The sequence below is a fragment of the Rothia sp. 110740021-2 genome, from assembly GCF_054263775.1.
Map to the genome: position 1 here is coordinate 965,811 of NZ_JBSZFE010000001.1, position 16,668 is coordinate 982,478.

Consider the following 16,668-nt stretch of genomic DNA (forward strand, 5'->3'; position numbering starts at 1 on the left):
GGGACCGACCATAAAAGGATACTTAGTCACAGACCAGCTATCCGACGCCGAAGTATATGAAAGCGCCCTGAACTTTCTGCAAGGAAGAAACAATGGCCTAAATACTGTAATAGGAAAAGGATTTCCTATGCCAAAACTTCGGGTTTCTTTAGAAGATGGGAAAATCAAAGCTCCCGCGTACACAATCTCTAGCTGATTCCAAACGAAGCTTGGCTCGCCCGCATTACCACCACACCAGCCTGAACCTGTAGCGGGCCCAACCTACTGCACCCCTCCTTGAAAGAATCATCTGTCATTATCATTAGACCCTGTCGCAACGGGGGGGGCGAACAGGATACTGTTGGCCACCCCAGCAGTGGAAAAGTACACGCCCAACATTGCCCCAAAAGACACGGGGCATGCGCACAGAACCACCCAAAAACAAAGCCAGCATACGCATCATCCTACTGCCTCACCATTCCTGGCAATGCTACGAGAACACTGCAAATAGCAAAGACAGTTGCGTCTAGTGACAGGATCTAAAAGGGTTGAGGCTTTGATGCCTATGGCAGAAATGGGGGTAGCCTTTACCGTCGACCGCGATGACTTCGTTATGCTCAATGAGACTTGCAATGTTGGAACAAATTCACCGTCTCGCAAAGTTATAGAAGAGGTGCAGGGGCATGGTTCTAGGCCTACCGCGGCAACTGTGTTTCTTGCTATGGGCGTTAGTCTGTAGATGACGGTAGATATTATGTGATAGTCTTCCACATCCATTCTGGTGCGGTATCAGCATGCGCTCGATGAGATGGAACAAGACGCCGTCGAAAAGGTTGCCGGTGCTTTGTTTGGGTAACTATGGTCAAAATATTTTAAAATCAGGTGAAAGCCTTTACTGGGCAGAGTTTTAGAGGTGGTGTTTGAGGACTGGGAATTCTGAGCCCCCTTTCTTGCCTTTAGCTATCAGACTGAATAAACCGAGCGGAACCCCCGCGTATCCACCGTGGATGCGCGGGGGTTCCGCCGTTTAACCGGGCTATTTAGCGTGCCGGGATGCCCAGGATTCCCCGGTTTAACCTGGCACGGAAGCGGCGGAGAAGCAGGGGAGTGAGATCGGTTTTGCCGGTTCCGGTTGCCGGAATTTTTACCTTCACCCCGTAGCATAAAAAATTATTGATATATCGGGGTGCGGGGCGTACTCTGATACGACTAACTATCAACGCAGATTTGAAAGGAACATCATGCGTTCAGTTGTTATGGAAGCCCCCGGCAAGGTTGTCGTCAACGAAGTTGAGAAGCCGACCCTGCTCGAACCCACCGACGCCATCATCAAACTCGCAGCATCCTGTATCTGCGGCTCCGACCTGTGGCCCTACCGCGGCGCACAGCCCGTTGACCACAGCGCAATGGGTCACGAATACATCGGCGAGGTCGTAGAAATCGGCTCCGAAGTCAACACCGTAGCCCCCGGCGACTTCGTCGTAGGCTCCTTCTGCATCTCCTGCGGTGAGTGCGAAACCTGCACCGCAGGCTATCCCTCCCGCTGCCTCAAGGCAATCGCAGCAGGCGATGCCTTCATTGGCGCACGCTCCAACGGCACCCAGGCAGAATACGCCCGCGTACCCTTCGCAGACGGCACCCTCGTCAAGACCCCCGCCGCACCCACCGCAGAGCAGATCCCGCACCTGATGGCGGCATCCGACGTGCTCGGCACCGGCTGGTACGCAGCAGACGCAGCGCAGGCAGGCCCCGGCAAGACCATCGTCGTTGTTGGCGACGGTGCAGTCGGCCTGAGCGCAGTCATCGGCGCTAAGCAGCTCGGCGCAGAGAAGATCATCATCATGTCCCGCAACCCGGAACGTCAGGCGCTCGCTAAGGCATTCGGCGCAACCCACATCGTGGAAGAGCGCGGCGAAGAGGGTATCGCCAAGGTTCTGGAGCTCACCGACGGCGTGGGCGCGCACGGCGTCGCGGAAGCTGTTGGCTCCCAGCAGTCTTTCGACCAGGCACTCGGCTGTGTACGCCACGGCGGTTACATCGGCTTCGTAGGTGTGCCGCACGACAGCTCCATCGGCACCGATAAGCTCTTCGGCAAGCAGGTTCACCTGGAGGGCGGCCCCGCCCCCGTGCGCAAGTACCTGCCGACCCTCATCGACCTGATTTACAAGGGTGAAATTGAGCCCGGTAAGGTATTTGACCTGGTTCTGCCTATTGACGAGGCAGCTAAGGGTTACGAGGCAATGGACCAGCGTACCGCCACCAAGGTTCTGCTGACTATGCCGTAATAGCCGATCGTATTGCCGGTTCTTGTGCTTTCTTGCACCGGCAACCGGCATGTAAGAGCTACTGATCCCCGCACTGACCCTGCTCGTTCCACGTGAGAGTAGGGCCCCGGTTGCGGGGATTAGTGCATTAAAAATTGAGTTTATTCGCCACCTTCCGGCGAGGTGAGGGACAAATGAGTGAGCCAAGGCATAGAATAAAAGAGCATGATTCGTACAACTCGAAGGATGACAATGACGAAGAAGCCTTTCCCTTCCGACCTCGAAATCGCACTTGCCGCCGATCTTTGGCCTATCAATAAGATCGCAGCGGACAACGGCATCAGCGAAGATCGCCTTGACCCCTACGGCAAGTACGTTGCTAAGGTCCTCCTCGACGAAACCACCAACGCAGAGACCGCCCGCAAGCGCGGCTCCAAGTACATCGTGGTTACCGCAGTAACCCCCACCCCCCTCGGTGAAGGTAAGACCGCAACCTCCGTCTCCCTCGCACAGGGCTTCGCCCAGACGGGCCGCAAGGCAGTCCTGGCTCTGCGTCAGCCCGCAATGGGCCCGACCTTCGGCATCAAGGGCGGCGCAGCAGGTGGCGGCTACTCCCAGATCGTTCCCATGGAGAAGCTGAACCTACACCTGACCGGCGACTTCCACGCCGTCACCGCAGCACACAACCTGCTTGCCGCCATGATTGACAACCACCTGCACCACGGCAACGAGCTGCGCATCGACCCGCGTGCAATCGAGTGGCGCCGCGTTATCGACATGAACGACCGCTCCCTGCGCAACATCGTCGTGGGCCTGGGCGAACGCATGGACGGCGTGGTCCGCGAGACCGGTTTCGACATCACCAGCGCCTCCGAAATCATGGTGATTCTCTCGCTGGCAACCTCCTTCAAGGACCTGCGCGAGCGCTTGGCAAAGATCGTTATCGGCCTGAACTACGACGGCGAGCCCGTCACCGCAGCCGATCTGAAGGCTGACGGCGCAATGTCCGTCATCCTGGCAGACGCTATCAACCCGAACCTGCTGCAGACCCTGGAGCACACCCCCGCTCTGATTCACGCCGGTCCCTTCGGCAACATTGCAACCGGTAACTCCTCCGTGGTCGCAGACTATGTTGGTCTGGAGTACTCCGACTACGTGATTACCGAGGCTGGCTTCGGCGCAGACATGGGTGCGGAGCGTTTCTTCAACGTCAAGTGCCGCGTCTCCGGCCTGAAGCCGGACGCAGCAGTGCTCGTTGTCACCGTGCGCTCCCTGAAGTCCCACTCCGGCCTGTACAAGATTGTTCCGGGCAAGCCTCTGCCCGAAGGTATGTTGCAGGAAAGCCCCTCCGACGTGGAGAAGGGTGCAGAGAACCTGAAGAAGCACATCGAGATTGTGCGCAACTTCGGTGTTCAGCCGGTTGTGGCAATCAACGCCTTCCCGACCGACTTTGAGTCCGAGCACGAGACCATCCGCCGTATCGCTGAGGAAGCTGGCGCTCGCGTCGCTATCCACCGTGGTGTGGCTGAGGGCGGTAAGGGCACCACCGACCTGGCCAACGTGGTTGCTGAGGCATGTGACGACGTTTCGGACCTGAAGTACACCTACGATCTTGAGGACTCCATCGAGACCAAGATTGAGAAGGTTGCCACCAAGGTCTACGGTGCGGACGGCATCTCTATTGCTCCCGCTGCCGCTAAGCAGCTGAAGCGTTTCGCTGAGCTGGGCTACTCGCACCTGCCGGTGGTTATTGCTAAGACTCACCTGTCCATCTCGTCGGATGCAACTCTGAAGGGTGCGCCGACCGGCTGGACCCTCCCCGTGCGTGAGGTTCGCCTGGCTGCTGGTGCTGGCTACGTCTACGCTATCTGCGGCACCATGCGCACTATGCCGGGCCTGAGCAAGAGCCCCGCAGCTGAGCGCATCGGCTTCGATGAGAACGGCGTGATGGTCGGCCTGTCTTAAGGCGACTGTGTTAGCTAATCTATAGCTAGTGGAGGCGGCGCTCCTTCCCCGCAGCGGGGGAGAGGCGCCGCTTTGCTGTGCCCGGCAGTTTACCGTGCCCGGTACCAGCAAATGGGGTGAACACCCAGGGTGGTTGCCGGTGAAAGGGGGAGCGTATTGGCGTTTTCGGTGCTGAACGGTGTGGTACTGAAGGAGTCTAAAACCCCTAGTGGAAGGGGATTGTAACCTTTCATGGAGACTCGAATGAGGCCTCTGCGGAGACTGTAAATGGTACGTATGGGTTAATAATTGGGCTCTATGCTTGCTTGAGTGTCAAGTTTTATCAACAATCTATAGAGGTTGATTTTTAGTGACACACTATCTTGTATTTTGTGAAAATATAGTTTTGACTAGGTGTTTTGCTCTTTGAATGGAGTTTCAGTGGGTGTGCCCAGTGAACCTGAAGGTAGGGCTGCTGTTATCGTTTTGTTATAAAAGCTCTACTTCCGCGGAATACCGGGCTAAAACCGGGGATTGAGCCTTCAAAATTACTAAGTGTGAAGCTTGGGTCAAAGGTGTGCAGAAGCGCCAAATGGGGGAAATATTAAACCTATTTTAGGTGAAATAAGTCACGCCAAAACCCGTAAAATGAAAATGGTACGTATGGATAGCCAAAAAATACCTATTTTTATTACAGAACGATTATATTGAGACTCAAGTCGCCAAAACCGGCTCCCCGCGCCAAATCGAGTGGCAAAACAATCCCAAAAAGTTTGCTACCATTAAGTCATCAAGTAATCGTGAGATTTCCAAAGTCCTCGGGTTGCTTGTGTTTGAGTGAGTGATAGATACCCCTGGGTGTCATGAGAAGCGACTGTGTATCGATGCGCAGTCGCTTCTCTGTTTAACTTTGGAATTTCACTGGAGTCTCAGATAGACGGGACCTGGCTAGAGCTTGTTCCGAGCGTGCTCCAGTATCTGTTCCCTGTGCATCCCGCACAGTCAATGCCGAATGCGCTCACAGGGAAGTGCTCTATATAGACTCCTCCTGCAATGTGGGAACCCCTACACTGGAACTATGACTACTTACCCCGAACCCACCCTCATCTTTGAAAACCCCGAACTGACTGTCCGAGCGTTCAGCGTCTCCGAGATGGACAACAGCGTCTACCTCATCACCATGCGCGCCACCGGTGAGCAGGTGCTCATTGACCCCGCAGACGAGGCAGAAGAACTCTATGCCTACACCCTCGATGCGCTTCTGAACGATTGCCCGCAGCTGGAACTGACCGACTCGGAAGACCGTCGCGTGCGCGTTATGGAGAAGGAAGAGGACTTCAACTCCCTTAGGCCCCGGGCAGTGGGTCTGACCGGCATCCTTGTCACCCACGGCCACTGGGACCATATTCGCGCTATTAAGGAGCTCGACCACCTCACCGGTGCCGTCACCTCCGCAGGTGCAGCTGACGCAGCCGCTATTAAGGAGCAGGAAGACTACACCGTCGAAGAGGAGCTGGCCGGCGGCGAAAGCTTCGACTTCTACCGCTCCGACACCGTCATCCGCTCGCTGCACGTGCCTGGCCACACCCCCGGATCCATCGTCTACACCCTCGAAACCAGCTGGGAAGACGGCACCCCCGCAACCCTGCTATTCACCGGTGATACTCTCTTCCCCGGCGGCGTGGGCAAGACCGACTCCCCGCAGCAGTTTGGTGAACTCTTCTCCAATGTGCTCGAAAAGCTCTTCGGCGGCTTTGAAGATGACGCAATCGTGCTGCCCGGCCACGGCCGCTCCACCACTCTCGGTGACGAGCGCCCACACCTGGAAGACTGGGCAACCCGCGGCTGGTAAACCGTGCCTGTCAGTCCGCCTCATATAAGTACTGCACCCTCAGGCCTTCACCGGTCGCATAATCCCGCCGGTGAAAGACATGAGGGTGTAGAATTTAAGTTCGAAGATAAGACGAAAGGATTTTCGATGACACCCCGCCCTGCACACGGTAGCACCGCACTCAAAGCGAACGATCTGACCAGCATCCGGGTTCAGGGTGCCCGCGAAAACAACCTCAAGAACGTAGACCTCACCATTCCGCGTGACGCGATGGTCGTCTTCACCGGCCTCTCCGGCTCCGGTAAGTCCTCCCTCGCCTTCGACACCATCTTTGCGGAAGGTCAGCGCCGCTACGTTGAGTCGCTGTCCTCCTACGCGCGTATGTTCCTCGGACAGGTCGACAAGCCCGACGTAGACTTCATCGAGGGCCTCTCCCCGGCGGTGTCTATCGACCAGAAGTCCACCTCCAAAAACCCGCGCTCAACCGTCGGTACCATCACCGAAATCTACGACTACATGCGTCTGCTCTGGGCGCGCATCGGCCACCCCCACTGCCCCGAATGTGGCGAAGAAATCACCCAGCAGACCCCGCAGCAAATCGTGGACATTCTGCAGGAATACCCCGAACGCACCCGCCTGCAGATTCTCGCGCCCGTCGTCAGCGCACGTAAGGGCGAATTCGTGGACCTCTTCAAGGACCTGCTGACCCAGGGCTACTCGCGTGCCCGCGTGGACGGCGAAACCGTGCAGCTCTCCGACCCGCCCAAGCTCGCCAAGCAGTACAAGCACACCATCGAGGTGGTCGTCGACCGCATCGTCATCAAGGACGGTATTCACCAGCGCCTGACCGACTCTATCGAAACCGCGCTCAAGCTTGCTGATGGCCGCGTGCTCATCGACTTCGTCGATCGTGAGCAGGACGACCCCGAACGCACCCGCTCCTTCAGCGAAAACCTCGCCTGCCCCAACAACCACCCGCTACAGATCGACACGATTGAGCCGCGAGCCTTCTCCTTCAACTCGCCGTTCGGTGCGTGTAGCGCCTGCGACGGCATCGGCTCGCGCCTGGAAGTGGACACTGACCTGCTCGTACCCAACCCCGACCTGACCCTCGGCGAGGGCGCTATCGCTCCCTGGTCGCAGGGCAAAGCAACCACCGAATACTGGCTGCGCCTGCTCGCGGGTCTGGGGGAGGAGCTCGGCTTCGACCTGAACACTCCCTTCAAAGACCTGCCCGCCAAGACCCGCGCTGCCATTCTGGACGGTAAGGACTATAAGGTTGAGGTGTCCTACCGCAACCGATTCGGCCGCGAACGCCGCTACACTTCCGGATTCGAGGGCGTGAAGGCGTACATCAAGCGCAAGCACGAAGAAACCGAATCGGACTTCGCCCGCGACCGCTACGAACAGTACATGCGTCAGGTCGCCTGCCCCTCCTGCGGCGGCGCGCGCCTGAACCCGACCATCCTCGGCGTGAAGGTTGGCGGCAAGTCCATCGCAGATATTACCGACCTGTCCCTAGCTGACGCACTTAGCTTTGTGCGTGGCCTGCAGCTCAGCGCCCGTGAAGCCAAGATTGGTGAGCAGGTCCTCAAGGAAATTGACGCGCGCCTGCAGTTCCTGCTGGACGTGGGCCTGGACTACCTGACCCTCTCACGCTCCGCCGGTACGCTCTCCGGCGGTGAGGCGCAGCGCATCCGCCTCGCAACCCAGATCGGTTCGGGTCTGGTTGGCGTGCTCTACGTGCTCGACGAGCCCTCTATTGGTCTGCACCAGCGCGATAACCGCCGCCTCATCGAAACCCTCACCAAGCTGCGCGATATGGGTAACACGCTTATTGTGGTCGAGCATGACGAAGACACCATGCGTGAAGCCGACTGGATCGTGGATGTAGGACCCGGCGCCGGCGAGCACGGCGGTGAAATCGTGCACTCCGGCAGCTTTGAGGAGTTGCTGAAGAACACCAAGTCCATTACCGGCGACTACATGGCTGGCCGCCGCACTATTGAGGTGCCCGCATCCCGCCGCCCCGTGGACAAGAAGCGTCAGCTGACCGTGCGCGGCGCCCGCGAAAACAACCTCAAGAACGTGACCGTGTCCTTCCCGCTGGGCGTATTTACCGCGGTGACCGGTGTGTCTGGCTCGGGTAAGTCCACCCTCGTCAATGACATTCTGTACACCTCCCTGGCGAACAAACTCAATGGCGCCAAGCAGGTACCCGGCCGCCACAAGAGCATCGACGGCCTGGAACACCTGGACAAGGTCATTCACGTGGACCAGTCGCCCATCGGCCGCACCCCGCGCTCGAACCCCGCCACCTACACTGGCGTGTTCGACCATATCCGCAAGCTGTTCGCAGAGACCAGCGAAGCGAAAATGCGCGGCTACACCCCCGGCCGATTCTCCTTCAACGTCAAGGGTGGCCGCTGTGAGGACTGTTCCGGCGACGGCACCCTGAAGATTGAAATGAACTTCCTGCCGGACGTGTACGTACCCTGCGAAACCTGCCACGGCAAGCGCTACAACCGCGAAACCCTCGAAGTGTACTACAAGGGCAAGACCATTGCCGACGTACTCGAAATGCCCGTGGAAGAAGCCGCAGAGTTCTTTGCCGCATTCACCCCGATTGCGCGCCACCTGAACACCCTTGTGGATGTGGGCCTGGGCTACATTCGCCTGGGCCAGCCTGCAACCACCCTCTCCGGCGGTGAAGCGCAGCGCGTGAAGCTTGCAACCGAATTGCAGAAGCGCTCCAACGGCCGCTCCATCTACGTGCTGGATGAGCCGACCACCGGCCTGCACTTTGAAGATATCCGCAAGCTGCTCACCGTGCTGCAATCGCTGGTTGACAAGGGCAATAGCGTCATCACCATCGAGCACAACCTGGACGTGGTCAAGTGTGCCGACTGGATTATCGACATGGGGCCCGAAGGTGGTAGTGGCGGCGGCACCGTGATTGCTGAAGGTACCCCGGAACAGGTGGCTCAGGTGAAGGGCTCGCACACCGGAGTGTTCCTTGCCGAGATCCTGAACTAGTCGAGAACTTGACCTAGAGGAAACCTACGTGACTGATACTCAAGGAACCGAACCCACTCGGGGAGCTCAGGCAACCCGCGGCGCTGTGAACCGGGGAGCTATGAACCGAGGCGCTGTGACCACCGCGGACCGTGCCCGGCACATCCTGCACACCCAGCTGGAGGCGGATTTCTGCCAGGCACCCGGCTCGATTAGCCGCGCCCTCGAAGAGCTACGCGACTACCCGGAAGCCGAAAGCCTGCCGCTACTCGCCACCGTGCAGCCGCCCTCCGAGAAGATGGGCGCCGCACGCCGCCGCAACGACGACATATGGGAGTTGCGCGTCGCCAACTACGCGAGCGTCGGTATTCTCTGCGCCAAGCATCCGCGCGTGCTCGACAGGGCCATCGACTACATGCTTGGAGACCAGTCGAACTGGCTGGGCGACTACGCGCCGCTGCGCCAGCTCAACGAACTGGTTACCCCTTACACGCTGCAGGTCAGCGGCACGAGCGTCTACTACACGCCCGGCCGCGCCCTGCTGAACTCGGTCGTACCCGAGGGCGTGCAGGCGCAGGAAGTCAAGTGCGCCGTGCCAGGTGTGGGCATGATGCGCCGCGTTGACCCTGCCGAACTGAAGGCGGCGCTGCTTGCCGAAATCACCGGCGAGCGCACCATCCGCAGGGAGGCAAACGCCTCCGCGGGTGCGCTTGAGGTTGACCCGGAGGACACGGAGGCGCGCGTAACTCGCCTGTGCGTGGAGCTGCTGGACGCTGAGCAGTTTGAGCGTTTCCGTGGGGATAAGCGCTACTCGAATGCGCTGGGCTTTAGCGTGACCCGCCCGGATGTGTTGGTGCTCGCCGCATACCCAGTGGAAGAGAATGCATCTGAGGCATCCGAAGTAACTATGGCAGGGGAGAGCGACCCTGCGCTCACAGACCCTATCGCCCTCGTGGGTGTGAGCGATGATTCGCCGATAATGCGCCAAATCGGTATTGACGTGCTGCCCTCCTGGCGCGGTGCTGGCATCGCCAGCGTGCTGGTGCGTGATGCCGCACGTCTGACCCTGGCGGAAGGGTACCTGCCGTTCTACGGTACAAGCCCGTCGCATATCCTCTCGCAGAGGGTTGCGATGAATGCCGGGTTGGTGCCGACCTGGTGGGAGTACGTCTCGACCAGTCTGAATGACCTGCCCATGGACTAAGTGTTATATATGAAAAAGCCCCCGAGATTCAGAGTCCCGGGGGCTTTTTATGTGCTCATTTCGCGGGGTTCAGAGTCTAGAGTCGCCGCATAAGGAACAACTTCTAGAGCCTGACCGGTTACAGCTCCGCGCCGTTGCTGGCAATCACCTCTCGGTACCAGTGGAAGGACTTCTTGCGGTAGCGCGCCAGGGTGCCAGTGCCGTCGTCGTTGCGGTCCACGTAGATGAACCCGTAGCGCTTGGACATCTGCGCGGTGGAGGCGCTAATCATGTCGATGCAACCCCAGGTGGTGTAGCCGAGCACGTTCACGCCGTCCTCAATCGCCTCGCGTACCGCGTGCAGGTGCTGGCGCAGGTAGTCGATGCGGTAGTCGTCTTCCACGGTGAACTCACCGTTCACTTTGACCAGCTCGTCACGGGCACCCAGGCCGTTCTCCACGATGAACAGCGGCTTTTGCCAGCGGTCCCAATACTGGTTGAGGACCACACGCAGACCGGTCGGGTCGATCTGCCAGCCCCATTCGCTGGCGGGCAGGGTCGGGTTCACTACGCCGCCGAGGATGTTGCCTTCGCCGCGCTCGCCTCGTGCCGGATCACCGGTCGCACAGGTAGACATGTAGTAGCTGAACGACACGAAATCTACGGTGTTCTTCAGGTCCTCGCGGTCCTGCTCGGTGATGTTCAGCTCCACGCCCTTCTCACGCAGGGCACGCAGGAAGTAGCCTGGGTATGTGCCGCGCACGTGCACGTCACCGAACGCGAAGTTCGCCTGCTCCGCCTGCAGTGCGGCGAGTACGTCGGCGGGGTCGGGGGTGAGCGGGTAGGTGGGCATGGCTAGAATCATGCAGCCGATCTGTGCCCCCGGTGCCAGTTTGCGTGCCGCAGCGGTGGCACACGCGGATGCGACCAGCTTGTGGTGCATCGCCTGGTACAGGTCGGTGTCGCTGAGCTGATCTGCCGGGGTGTTGATGCCGCCGGACATGAAAGGCAGGTGCAGCATCGAGTTGATTTCGTTGAAGGTCAGCCAGTACTTCACGCGCTTGCCGTAGCGGGCGAACACGGTGCGGGCGTAGCGTTCGTAGAAACCAATGAGTTCGCGGCTGGTCCAGCCGTTGTACTGCTCGACCAGGTGCAGCGGGGTTTCATAGTGGCTGAGGGTGATGAGCGGTTCCATGCCGTGCTTGTCGAGCTCGTCGAGCACGCGGTCGTAGAAGGCGAGGCCCGCCTCGTTCGGGGTTTCTTCGTCGCCACGAGGGAAGATACGCGACCAGGCGATGGAGAAACGGAAGACCTTGAAGCCCATCTCCGCGAGCAGGGTGATGTCTTCGCGGTAGCGGTGGTAGAAGTCGATGCCCTCCAGCTTGAGGTTGTCCTCGGTGGGCTCGGCGGTACGCGGGTACAGGCCGCCGGCGGGCAGCACATCCTGCAGACTGGGGCCCTTGCCGTCTTCGTTCCAGGCGCGCTCGAACTGGTTGGCGGCGGTGGCACCTCCGAAGAGAAAACCGTCAGGGAACGTGCCGAGCGGCTGCGGCTCAGTCACCGCCGGGCTAGTGCGCTGTTCAGTGCTGACGCGCGGGAGCGCGGTGGTTTGGGCGGTGATGTGCTGGTACTGATGCGCGGCATCCTCCAAGGTATTTTGGGCTTTTCTTCTACCCTAGCGGAGGGGGAGGGGGATTACTAGGTTTTAGCTACCCAGGTGGGCGTTTCCGTAATGTGGGGAGCCGTAGGACCTGTGGCGGGCGTAACCGTAAAATAGGAACGTGCAGATTATTCGAGAGACCGGCCCCGAATCCGGCGATATCCTCATTCACCACGATCAGACGGTGCAGATGCTCCGCGAGGTGGCAAGCGGGCAGCGTGAAGCAACCCTACGCATATATCAGCCGAACCCGACGGTTGCGTTCGGCCGCCGTGACGAACTGAACCCCGGCTTCGCGGCTGCCTCCGCGGCGTGCGCCGAGCACGGTTTTGAGGTGCTGGTGCGCAAGGTCGGCGGGCATGCCGCCGCCTACCATCAGGGGTGCCTGGTCGTGGACCATTTTCAGCCCGCCTCTGACGCCCGCAGCGGCAACACCCTACGCTACGAACTGTTCGGTTCCATGTATGCACAGGCGCTACGCGAAGTTGGCGTGGATGCACGCATGGGCGAAATCCCGGGGGAGTACTGCCCCGGCGAGTATTCGGTGCACGCGCAGCTTCCCGCCTCCGCAGATGGTGGCCGGATTAAGCTGGTCGGTACCGCCCAGCGTGTGGTGACCGGCGGCTGGTGGTTCAGCACCGGCATTGTGGTCTCTGATTCTGCACCACTGCGGGCGGTCACCGCGGATGTGTACCGTGCCCTCGGCATGGAGCTGGACCCTGCCACGGTCGGTGCGGCGCAGGATGCGAACCCCGCCCTGCTTATGGAAGACCTGGAAGACGCCATTGTTGAGGTGTACGCCCAAAACGGTTTTCGCTGAAGCGGCTTACTGAGCGATTCGCTGGAGTGATTCACAGGGCTGATTTCACTCATTTTTACCTCTGACTTTTACCCCTAACCCACCTCAAACTACCCCTACCTGAAGCGAAGGAGCATCTATGCGTTGGGCACAGATTAAAGACTCGAAGGGCAGCCGCGCGGTCTGCTTTTTCGAAGAGACCGTGTACGAGCTTCCGGCGAAGCTCAGCCCGCTACTAAATTTCTACAGCCGGTTCCGCCTGAACTTTGGCGATCCGAAGAACGCCGTGGCAATCCTGAAGGAGAACGGCGCGACTGTTATGGGTCACGGCGAGGAACTGTGGAACTCCCTGCCCTTTATTCGCCCGCTGGATAAGCCCGGCAAGATTGTGTGCGCCGGCCTGAACTACCGCGACCACGCCGCGGAAATGAACCTTGAAGTGCCCGAGCACCCAGCGCTGTTCGCAAAGTTCCCGAATGCACTGATTGGTCCCGGTGAGCAAATCCGCATGCCCGCCGATGACGGCACCGGCAGCACGAAAATCGATTGGGAGGTTGAGCTCTGCCTGGTCGTTGGCGCTCGCCTGCGTAACGCCACGGAAGAGCAGGCACTCGAGGCCCTGATGGGGTACACGATCATGAACGATGTGTCGGTGCGTGACTGGCAGGGCCGTTCCTCGGAATGGTTCCAGGGCAAGAATTGGGATGCGATGACCCCCTTCGGCCCGGTGATTGTGAGCCCCGATGAGGTTGATCCGGTTGCTGGCCTGGAGCTGGTCTGCGAGGTGGATGGCGTGGTGCGTCAGCGCGGCACGACGGCGAATATGGTGTTCACCCCGGCGCAGCTATTGTCCTACATTTCGCGGTTCATGACTCTGGAGCCGGGTGATTTGGTGGCGACGGGTACCCCCGCCGGGGTTGGCCTGTCGTTACATCCGCGTCAGTGGTTGAAACCGGGTCAGACGGTGCGCACCCGCATTGAAGGTATTGGTGAACTGGTGAATGTCTGTTCGGAGGCGGGCGCATTGTAACTTTGCAGCTGGGTAGCTCTGCAAGTGGCACTTTCTTGACGTGCCCCCTTTTCTGTACTTAAGGTGAAAATACTATGACTCAGAGCCATCACACAGACCACCATCACACAAAACAGACCGAAACTAACACCCACCACCCCGCAGAACATGTGGCGGCGCATGTAGCTGAGCATGCCCATGAGGTGCCCGCTAACGCTCCCCTCCTCGAAGGCAGTGGCCCCAAAGACTGGGAGGAACAGTTCGGCCCGTCCGTGGCGATTTTCTCTGCGCTTGCGAACCCGCTACGCCTGGCGATTGCGCACCACCTGATGCACCGCCCGCATAGCGTGAGCGAACTGTACACATGCCTGGGCATTTCGCAGCCGCTCGCATCGCATCACCTGCGTATCCTGCGTGAGGCGCACGTGATTGACCGTGAGCAGCGGGGACGTGCCACGATTTACCGCCTGAAAGACCACCATATTAGCCACATTGTGCTTGATGTTTATGAGCATACGCGTGAGCATCATGCGGACTAGTCTGCCCTCAAGCTGAGCGTTGGCTGGGAGCCGTTGTAAGATGGTGTGTGTCCGTGCACCTGTACAGTGCGGAATAGTATGCGCACCCGCGGCGCCCCGAGTGGCACGCTTGCGCCTGAGTTAAGGAGACTTATGTCTGCCGCTGATTCTTCAGCAATTGTTATTAGCGTTTCTGGTGAGGAGCGCGAGGTCACCGCGAAGACTGCCGCTGAGCTGTTCGCTGACGACCCGAAGATCGTTGTGGCACGCGTGAACGGCGTGCTGGTTGATCTCTCCCACGAGCTGTCTGCTGGCGACTCCGTTGAGCCGGTTTTCATTCACGAACCGGACGGCCTGAACGTTCTGCGCCACTCCGCTGCGCACGTGATGGCGCAGGCGGTGCAGGAGTACCGCAAGGACGCCAAGCTGGGCATCGGCCCGTACATTACTGACGGCTTCTACTTTGACTTTGATGTGGCTGAGCCCTTCACCCCGGAAGATCTGAAGAAGATCGAGAAGTCGATGATTAAGATCATCAAGTCCGGTCAGCTGTTCCGCCGCCGCGTGGTCACCCACGACGAGGCTGTTGCTGAGATGGCGAACGAGCCGTACAAGCTGGAGCTGCTCTCCCTGACCCAGGGCCCCGGTTCTGGTGCGGATGCTGCCGAGGGCGCATCCGTGGAGGTCGGCGAGGGTGAAATCACCATCTACGACAACGTGCACCCGAAGACCGGCGAGACCGTCTGGAAGGACCTCTGCCGCGGCCCTCACCTGCCGAACACCAAGCTGATCGCTAACGGTTACGCTCTGATGCGTGCCGGTGGCGCGTACTGGCGTGGTTCTGAGAAGAACCCCATGCTGCAGCGTATTTACGGTACCGCTTGGCCGACTAAGGACGAGCTGGTGGCGTACAAGGAGCGTATCGCTGAGGCGGAGCGCCGTGACCACCGCCGTCTGGGTCGTGAGCTGGACCTGTTCTCTTTCCCGAAGAACATTGGCCCCGGCCTGCCGGTGATTCATCCTAAGGGTGGCGTGATTAAGCGCGAGATGGAAGACTACGTGCGTACCCGCCACATTCAGGAGGGTTTCCAGTACGTCAGCACCCCGCACATTTCGAAGGAAGACCTGTTCTACACTTCCGGTCACCTTCCGTACTATGCGGACGGCATGTTCCCGGCTATGGAGCTGGATAACGGTCATTACCGTCTGAAGGCTATGAACTGCCCGATGCACAACGAGATTTACCGTTCTCGTGGCCGTTCGTACCGTGAGTTGCCGCTGCGTTTCTTCGAATTCGGCACCGTGTACCGTGACGAGAAGTCCGGCGTGCTGCAGGGCCTGACCCGCGTGCGCATGATTAGCCAGGATGACTCCCACTCGTATGTGACGAAGGAGCAGGCACCGGATGAGGTGCGTCACCTGCTGAAGTTTATGCTGAGCCTGCTTGAGGACTTCGGCATGACTGACTTCTACCTTGAGCTGTCCACCCGCGACACTGAGGGCGATAAGAAGGATAAGTTCATCGGTACCGATGAGCAGTGGGAGGAGGCTACTGCGGTTCTTGAGCAGGTTGCGAAGGAGACCGGTCTGGAGCTCGTCCCGGATCCGGGTGGTGCTGCGTTCTACGGCCCGAAGATTTCGGTTCAGGCGAAGGACGCTATCGGCCGTACCTGGCAGATGTCGACTGTTCAGTACGACTTCAACCAGCCGAGCCGTTTCGGTCTGGAGTACCAGGCTGCGGACGGTACCGTGCAGGAGCCGGTCATGATTCACTCGGCGAAGTTCGGCTCGATTGAGCGCTTCCTGGGTGTGCTGACCGAGCACTATGCGGGTGCGTTCCCGGCATGGCTGTCGCCGGTTCAGGTCATTGGTGTGCCGGTGGCTGAGGCGTTCAACGACTACATGACCGAGATCGCGGACAAGCTGCGTGCGCACGGCGTGCGTGTTGAGGTGGACTACGGTTCGGATCGCTTCACGAAGAAGATTCGTACTGCGTCTACTGAGAAGGTTCCGTTCATTCTGATTGCTGGCGGTGAGGATGCGGAGCACGGCGCTGTTTCGTTCCGTTTCCGCGGCAACAAGCAGGAGAACGGTGTGCCTGTGGATGAGGCTGTGGCACGTATTGTGGAGCATATCCGCAACCGCGTGAACGAAGACCCCAAGCCCAGCACTGAAGCTGCTGAGTAGTAGCGGTTTAGGCTTCTAACCTAGCTATATAGAAAACCACCCCCTTTGCGGCGACAAGCTGCGAAGGGGGTGGTTTTTGTATGTTCTATGGCGGTTGGGCGGGGGAGCCCGGTTGGGTGCAAAAGCTGTGTCGCGGGCTAGTTTTTAGCTCCAGAGTGCTAGCGTGGTAGTAAGGCGAACGTCCATAGTCATTCAGAAAATGGGCAGCTGGATGGTCCTGAAAATGATGTATCGCAGTTGGTTATTGAGGGAGCACGAGCGTATGAAGTCGAATAAGTA

At 59.2% G+C, this 16,668-nt stretch carries 10 protein-coding genes; 9 read left to right on the top strand and 1 reads right to left on the bottom strand.

Annotation, left to right across the window (positions count from 1 at the left end; all coding sequences use genetic code 11):
• Window positions 1-1,220 precede the first annotated feature (1,220 nt).
• The 5 genes from ACUXHH_RS04035 to ACUXHH_RS04055 all read left to right on the top strand — a co-directional run bounded on the left by ACUXHH_RS04035 (window position 1,221) and on the right by ACUXHH_RS04055 (window position 10,237).
• On the top strand, window positions 1,221-2,264 hold the full coding sequence (locus tag ACUXHH_RS04035) for a zinc-dependent alcohol dehydrogenase family protein (protein ID WP_279740073.1): 1,044 nt from the start codon (window positions 1,221-1,223) through the stop codon (window positions 2,262-2,264).
• A 231-nt stretch (window positions 2,265-2,495) separates the two neighbouring features.
• Window positions 2,496-4,208, top strand: coding sequence for a formate--tetrahydrofolate ligase (locus ACUXHH_RS04040; RefSeq protein WP_458390874.1), 1,713 nt, complete (start codon window positions 2,496-2,498; stop codon window positions 4,206-4,208).
• Between the two features lie 1,057 nt (window positions 4,209-5,265).
• Complete coding sequence (locus ACUXHH_RS04045; RefSeq protein ID WP_279788989.1) at window positions 5,266-6,039, top strand: MBL fold metallo-hydrolase; 774 nt, start codon at window positions 5,266-5,268, stop codon at window positions 6,037-6,039.
• A gap of 126 nt (window positions 6,040-6,165) precedes the next feature.
• Window positions 6,166-9,054, top strand: a complete 2,889-nt coding sequence (gene uvrA, locus ACUXHH_RS04050; RefSeq protein ID WP_279790229.1) for an excinuclease ABC subunit UvrA — start codon at window positions 6,166-6,168, stop codon at window positions 9,052-9,054.
• Window positions 9,055-9,082: 28 nt separating this feature from the next.
• On the top strand, window positions 9,083-10,237 hold the full coding sequence (locus ACUXHH_RS04055) for a GNAT family N-acetyltransferase (RefSeq protein ID WP_458390875.1): 1,155 nt from the start codon (window positions 9,083-9,085) through the stop codon (window positions 10,235-10,237).
• A gap of 118 nt (window positions 10,238-10,355) precedes the next feature.
• Here the strand turns inward: ACUXHH_RS04055 and ACUXHH_RS04060 are convergent, their stop codons facing one another.
• A complete protein-coding gene (locus ACUXHH_RS04060) occupies window positions 10,356-11,867 on the bottom strand; it encodes a glycoside hydrolase family 1 protein (RefSeq protein ID WP_458390876.1) in 1,512 nt (503 codons plus the stop codon).
• 130 nt (window positions 11,868-11,997) lie between these two features.
• Between ACUXHH_RS04060 and ACUXHH_RS04065 the strand changes: the two genes are divergently transcribed.
• From ACUXHH_RS04065 to thrS, 4 genes are all read left to right on the top strand, one after another.
• Window positions 11,998-12,696 (top strand): lipoate--protein ligase family protein, encoded by a 699-nt coding sequence (locus tag ACUXHH_RS04065; RefSeq protein WP_279754122.1) that lies wholly within the window; start codon window positions 11,998-12,000, stop codon window positions 12,694-12,696.
• Window positions 12,697-12,814: 118 nt separating this feature from the next.
• Window positions 12,815-13,705, top strand: a complete 891-nt coding sequence (locus tag ACUXHH_RS04070; protein WP_279754121.1) for a fumarylacetoacetate hydrolase family protein — start codon at window positions 12,815-12,817, stop codon at window positions 13,703-13,705.
• Between the two features lie 74 nt (window positions 13,706-13,779).
• Entirely contained in the window at window positions 13,780-14,223 is a 444-nt protein-coding gene (locus tag ACUXHH_RS04075; RefSeq protein ID WP_279754120.1) for an ArsR/SmtB family transcription factor, read from the top strand.
• Between the two features lie 132 nt (window positions 14,224-14,355).
• Window positions 14,356-16,389: a threonine--tRNA ligase gene (thrS, locus tag ACUXHH_RS04080; RefSeq protein WP_458390877.1), complete on the top strand. Its 2,034-nt coding sequence runs from the start codon at window positions 14,356-14,358 to the stop codon at window positions 16,387-16,389.
• Window positions 16,390-16,668: the final 279 nt, after the last annotated feature.

Bases quoted from the DNA above. Each gene is read 5' to 3' on its own strand.
- ACUXHH_RS04070 (WP_279754121.1), top strand. From the start codon at position 12,815: ATGCGTTGGGCACAGATTAAAGACTCGAAGGGCAGCCGCGCGGTCTGC.
- ACUXHH_RS04040 (WP_458390874.1), top strand. From the start codon at position 2,496: ATGACGAAGAAGCCTTTCCCTTCCGACCTCGAAATCGCACTTGCCGCC.
- ACUXHH_RS04045 (WP_279788989.1), top strand. From the start codon at position 5,266: ATGACTACTTACCCCGAACCCACCCTCATCTTTGAAAACCCCGAACTG.
- uvrA (WP_279790229.1), top strand. From the start codon at position 6,166: ATGACACCCCGCCCTGCACACGGTAGCACCGCACTCAAAGCGAACGAT.
- ACUXHH_RS04075 (WP_279754120.1), top strand. From the start codon at position 13,780: ATGACTCAGAGCCATCACACAGACCACCATCACACAAAACAGACCGAA.
- thrS (WP_458390877.1), top strand. From the start codon at position 14,356: ATGTCTGCCGCTGATTCTTCAGCAATTGTTATTAGCGTTTCTGGTGAG.
- ACUXHH_RS04035 (WP_279740073.1), top strand. From the start codon at position 1,221: ATGCGTTCAGTTGTTATGGAAGCCCCCGGCAAGGTTGTCGTCAACGAA.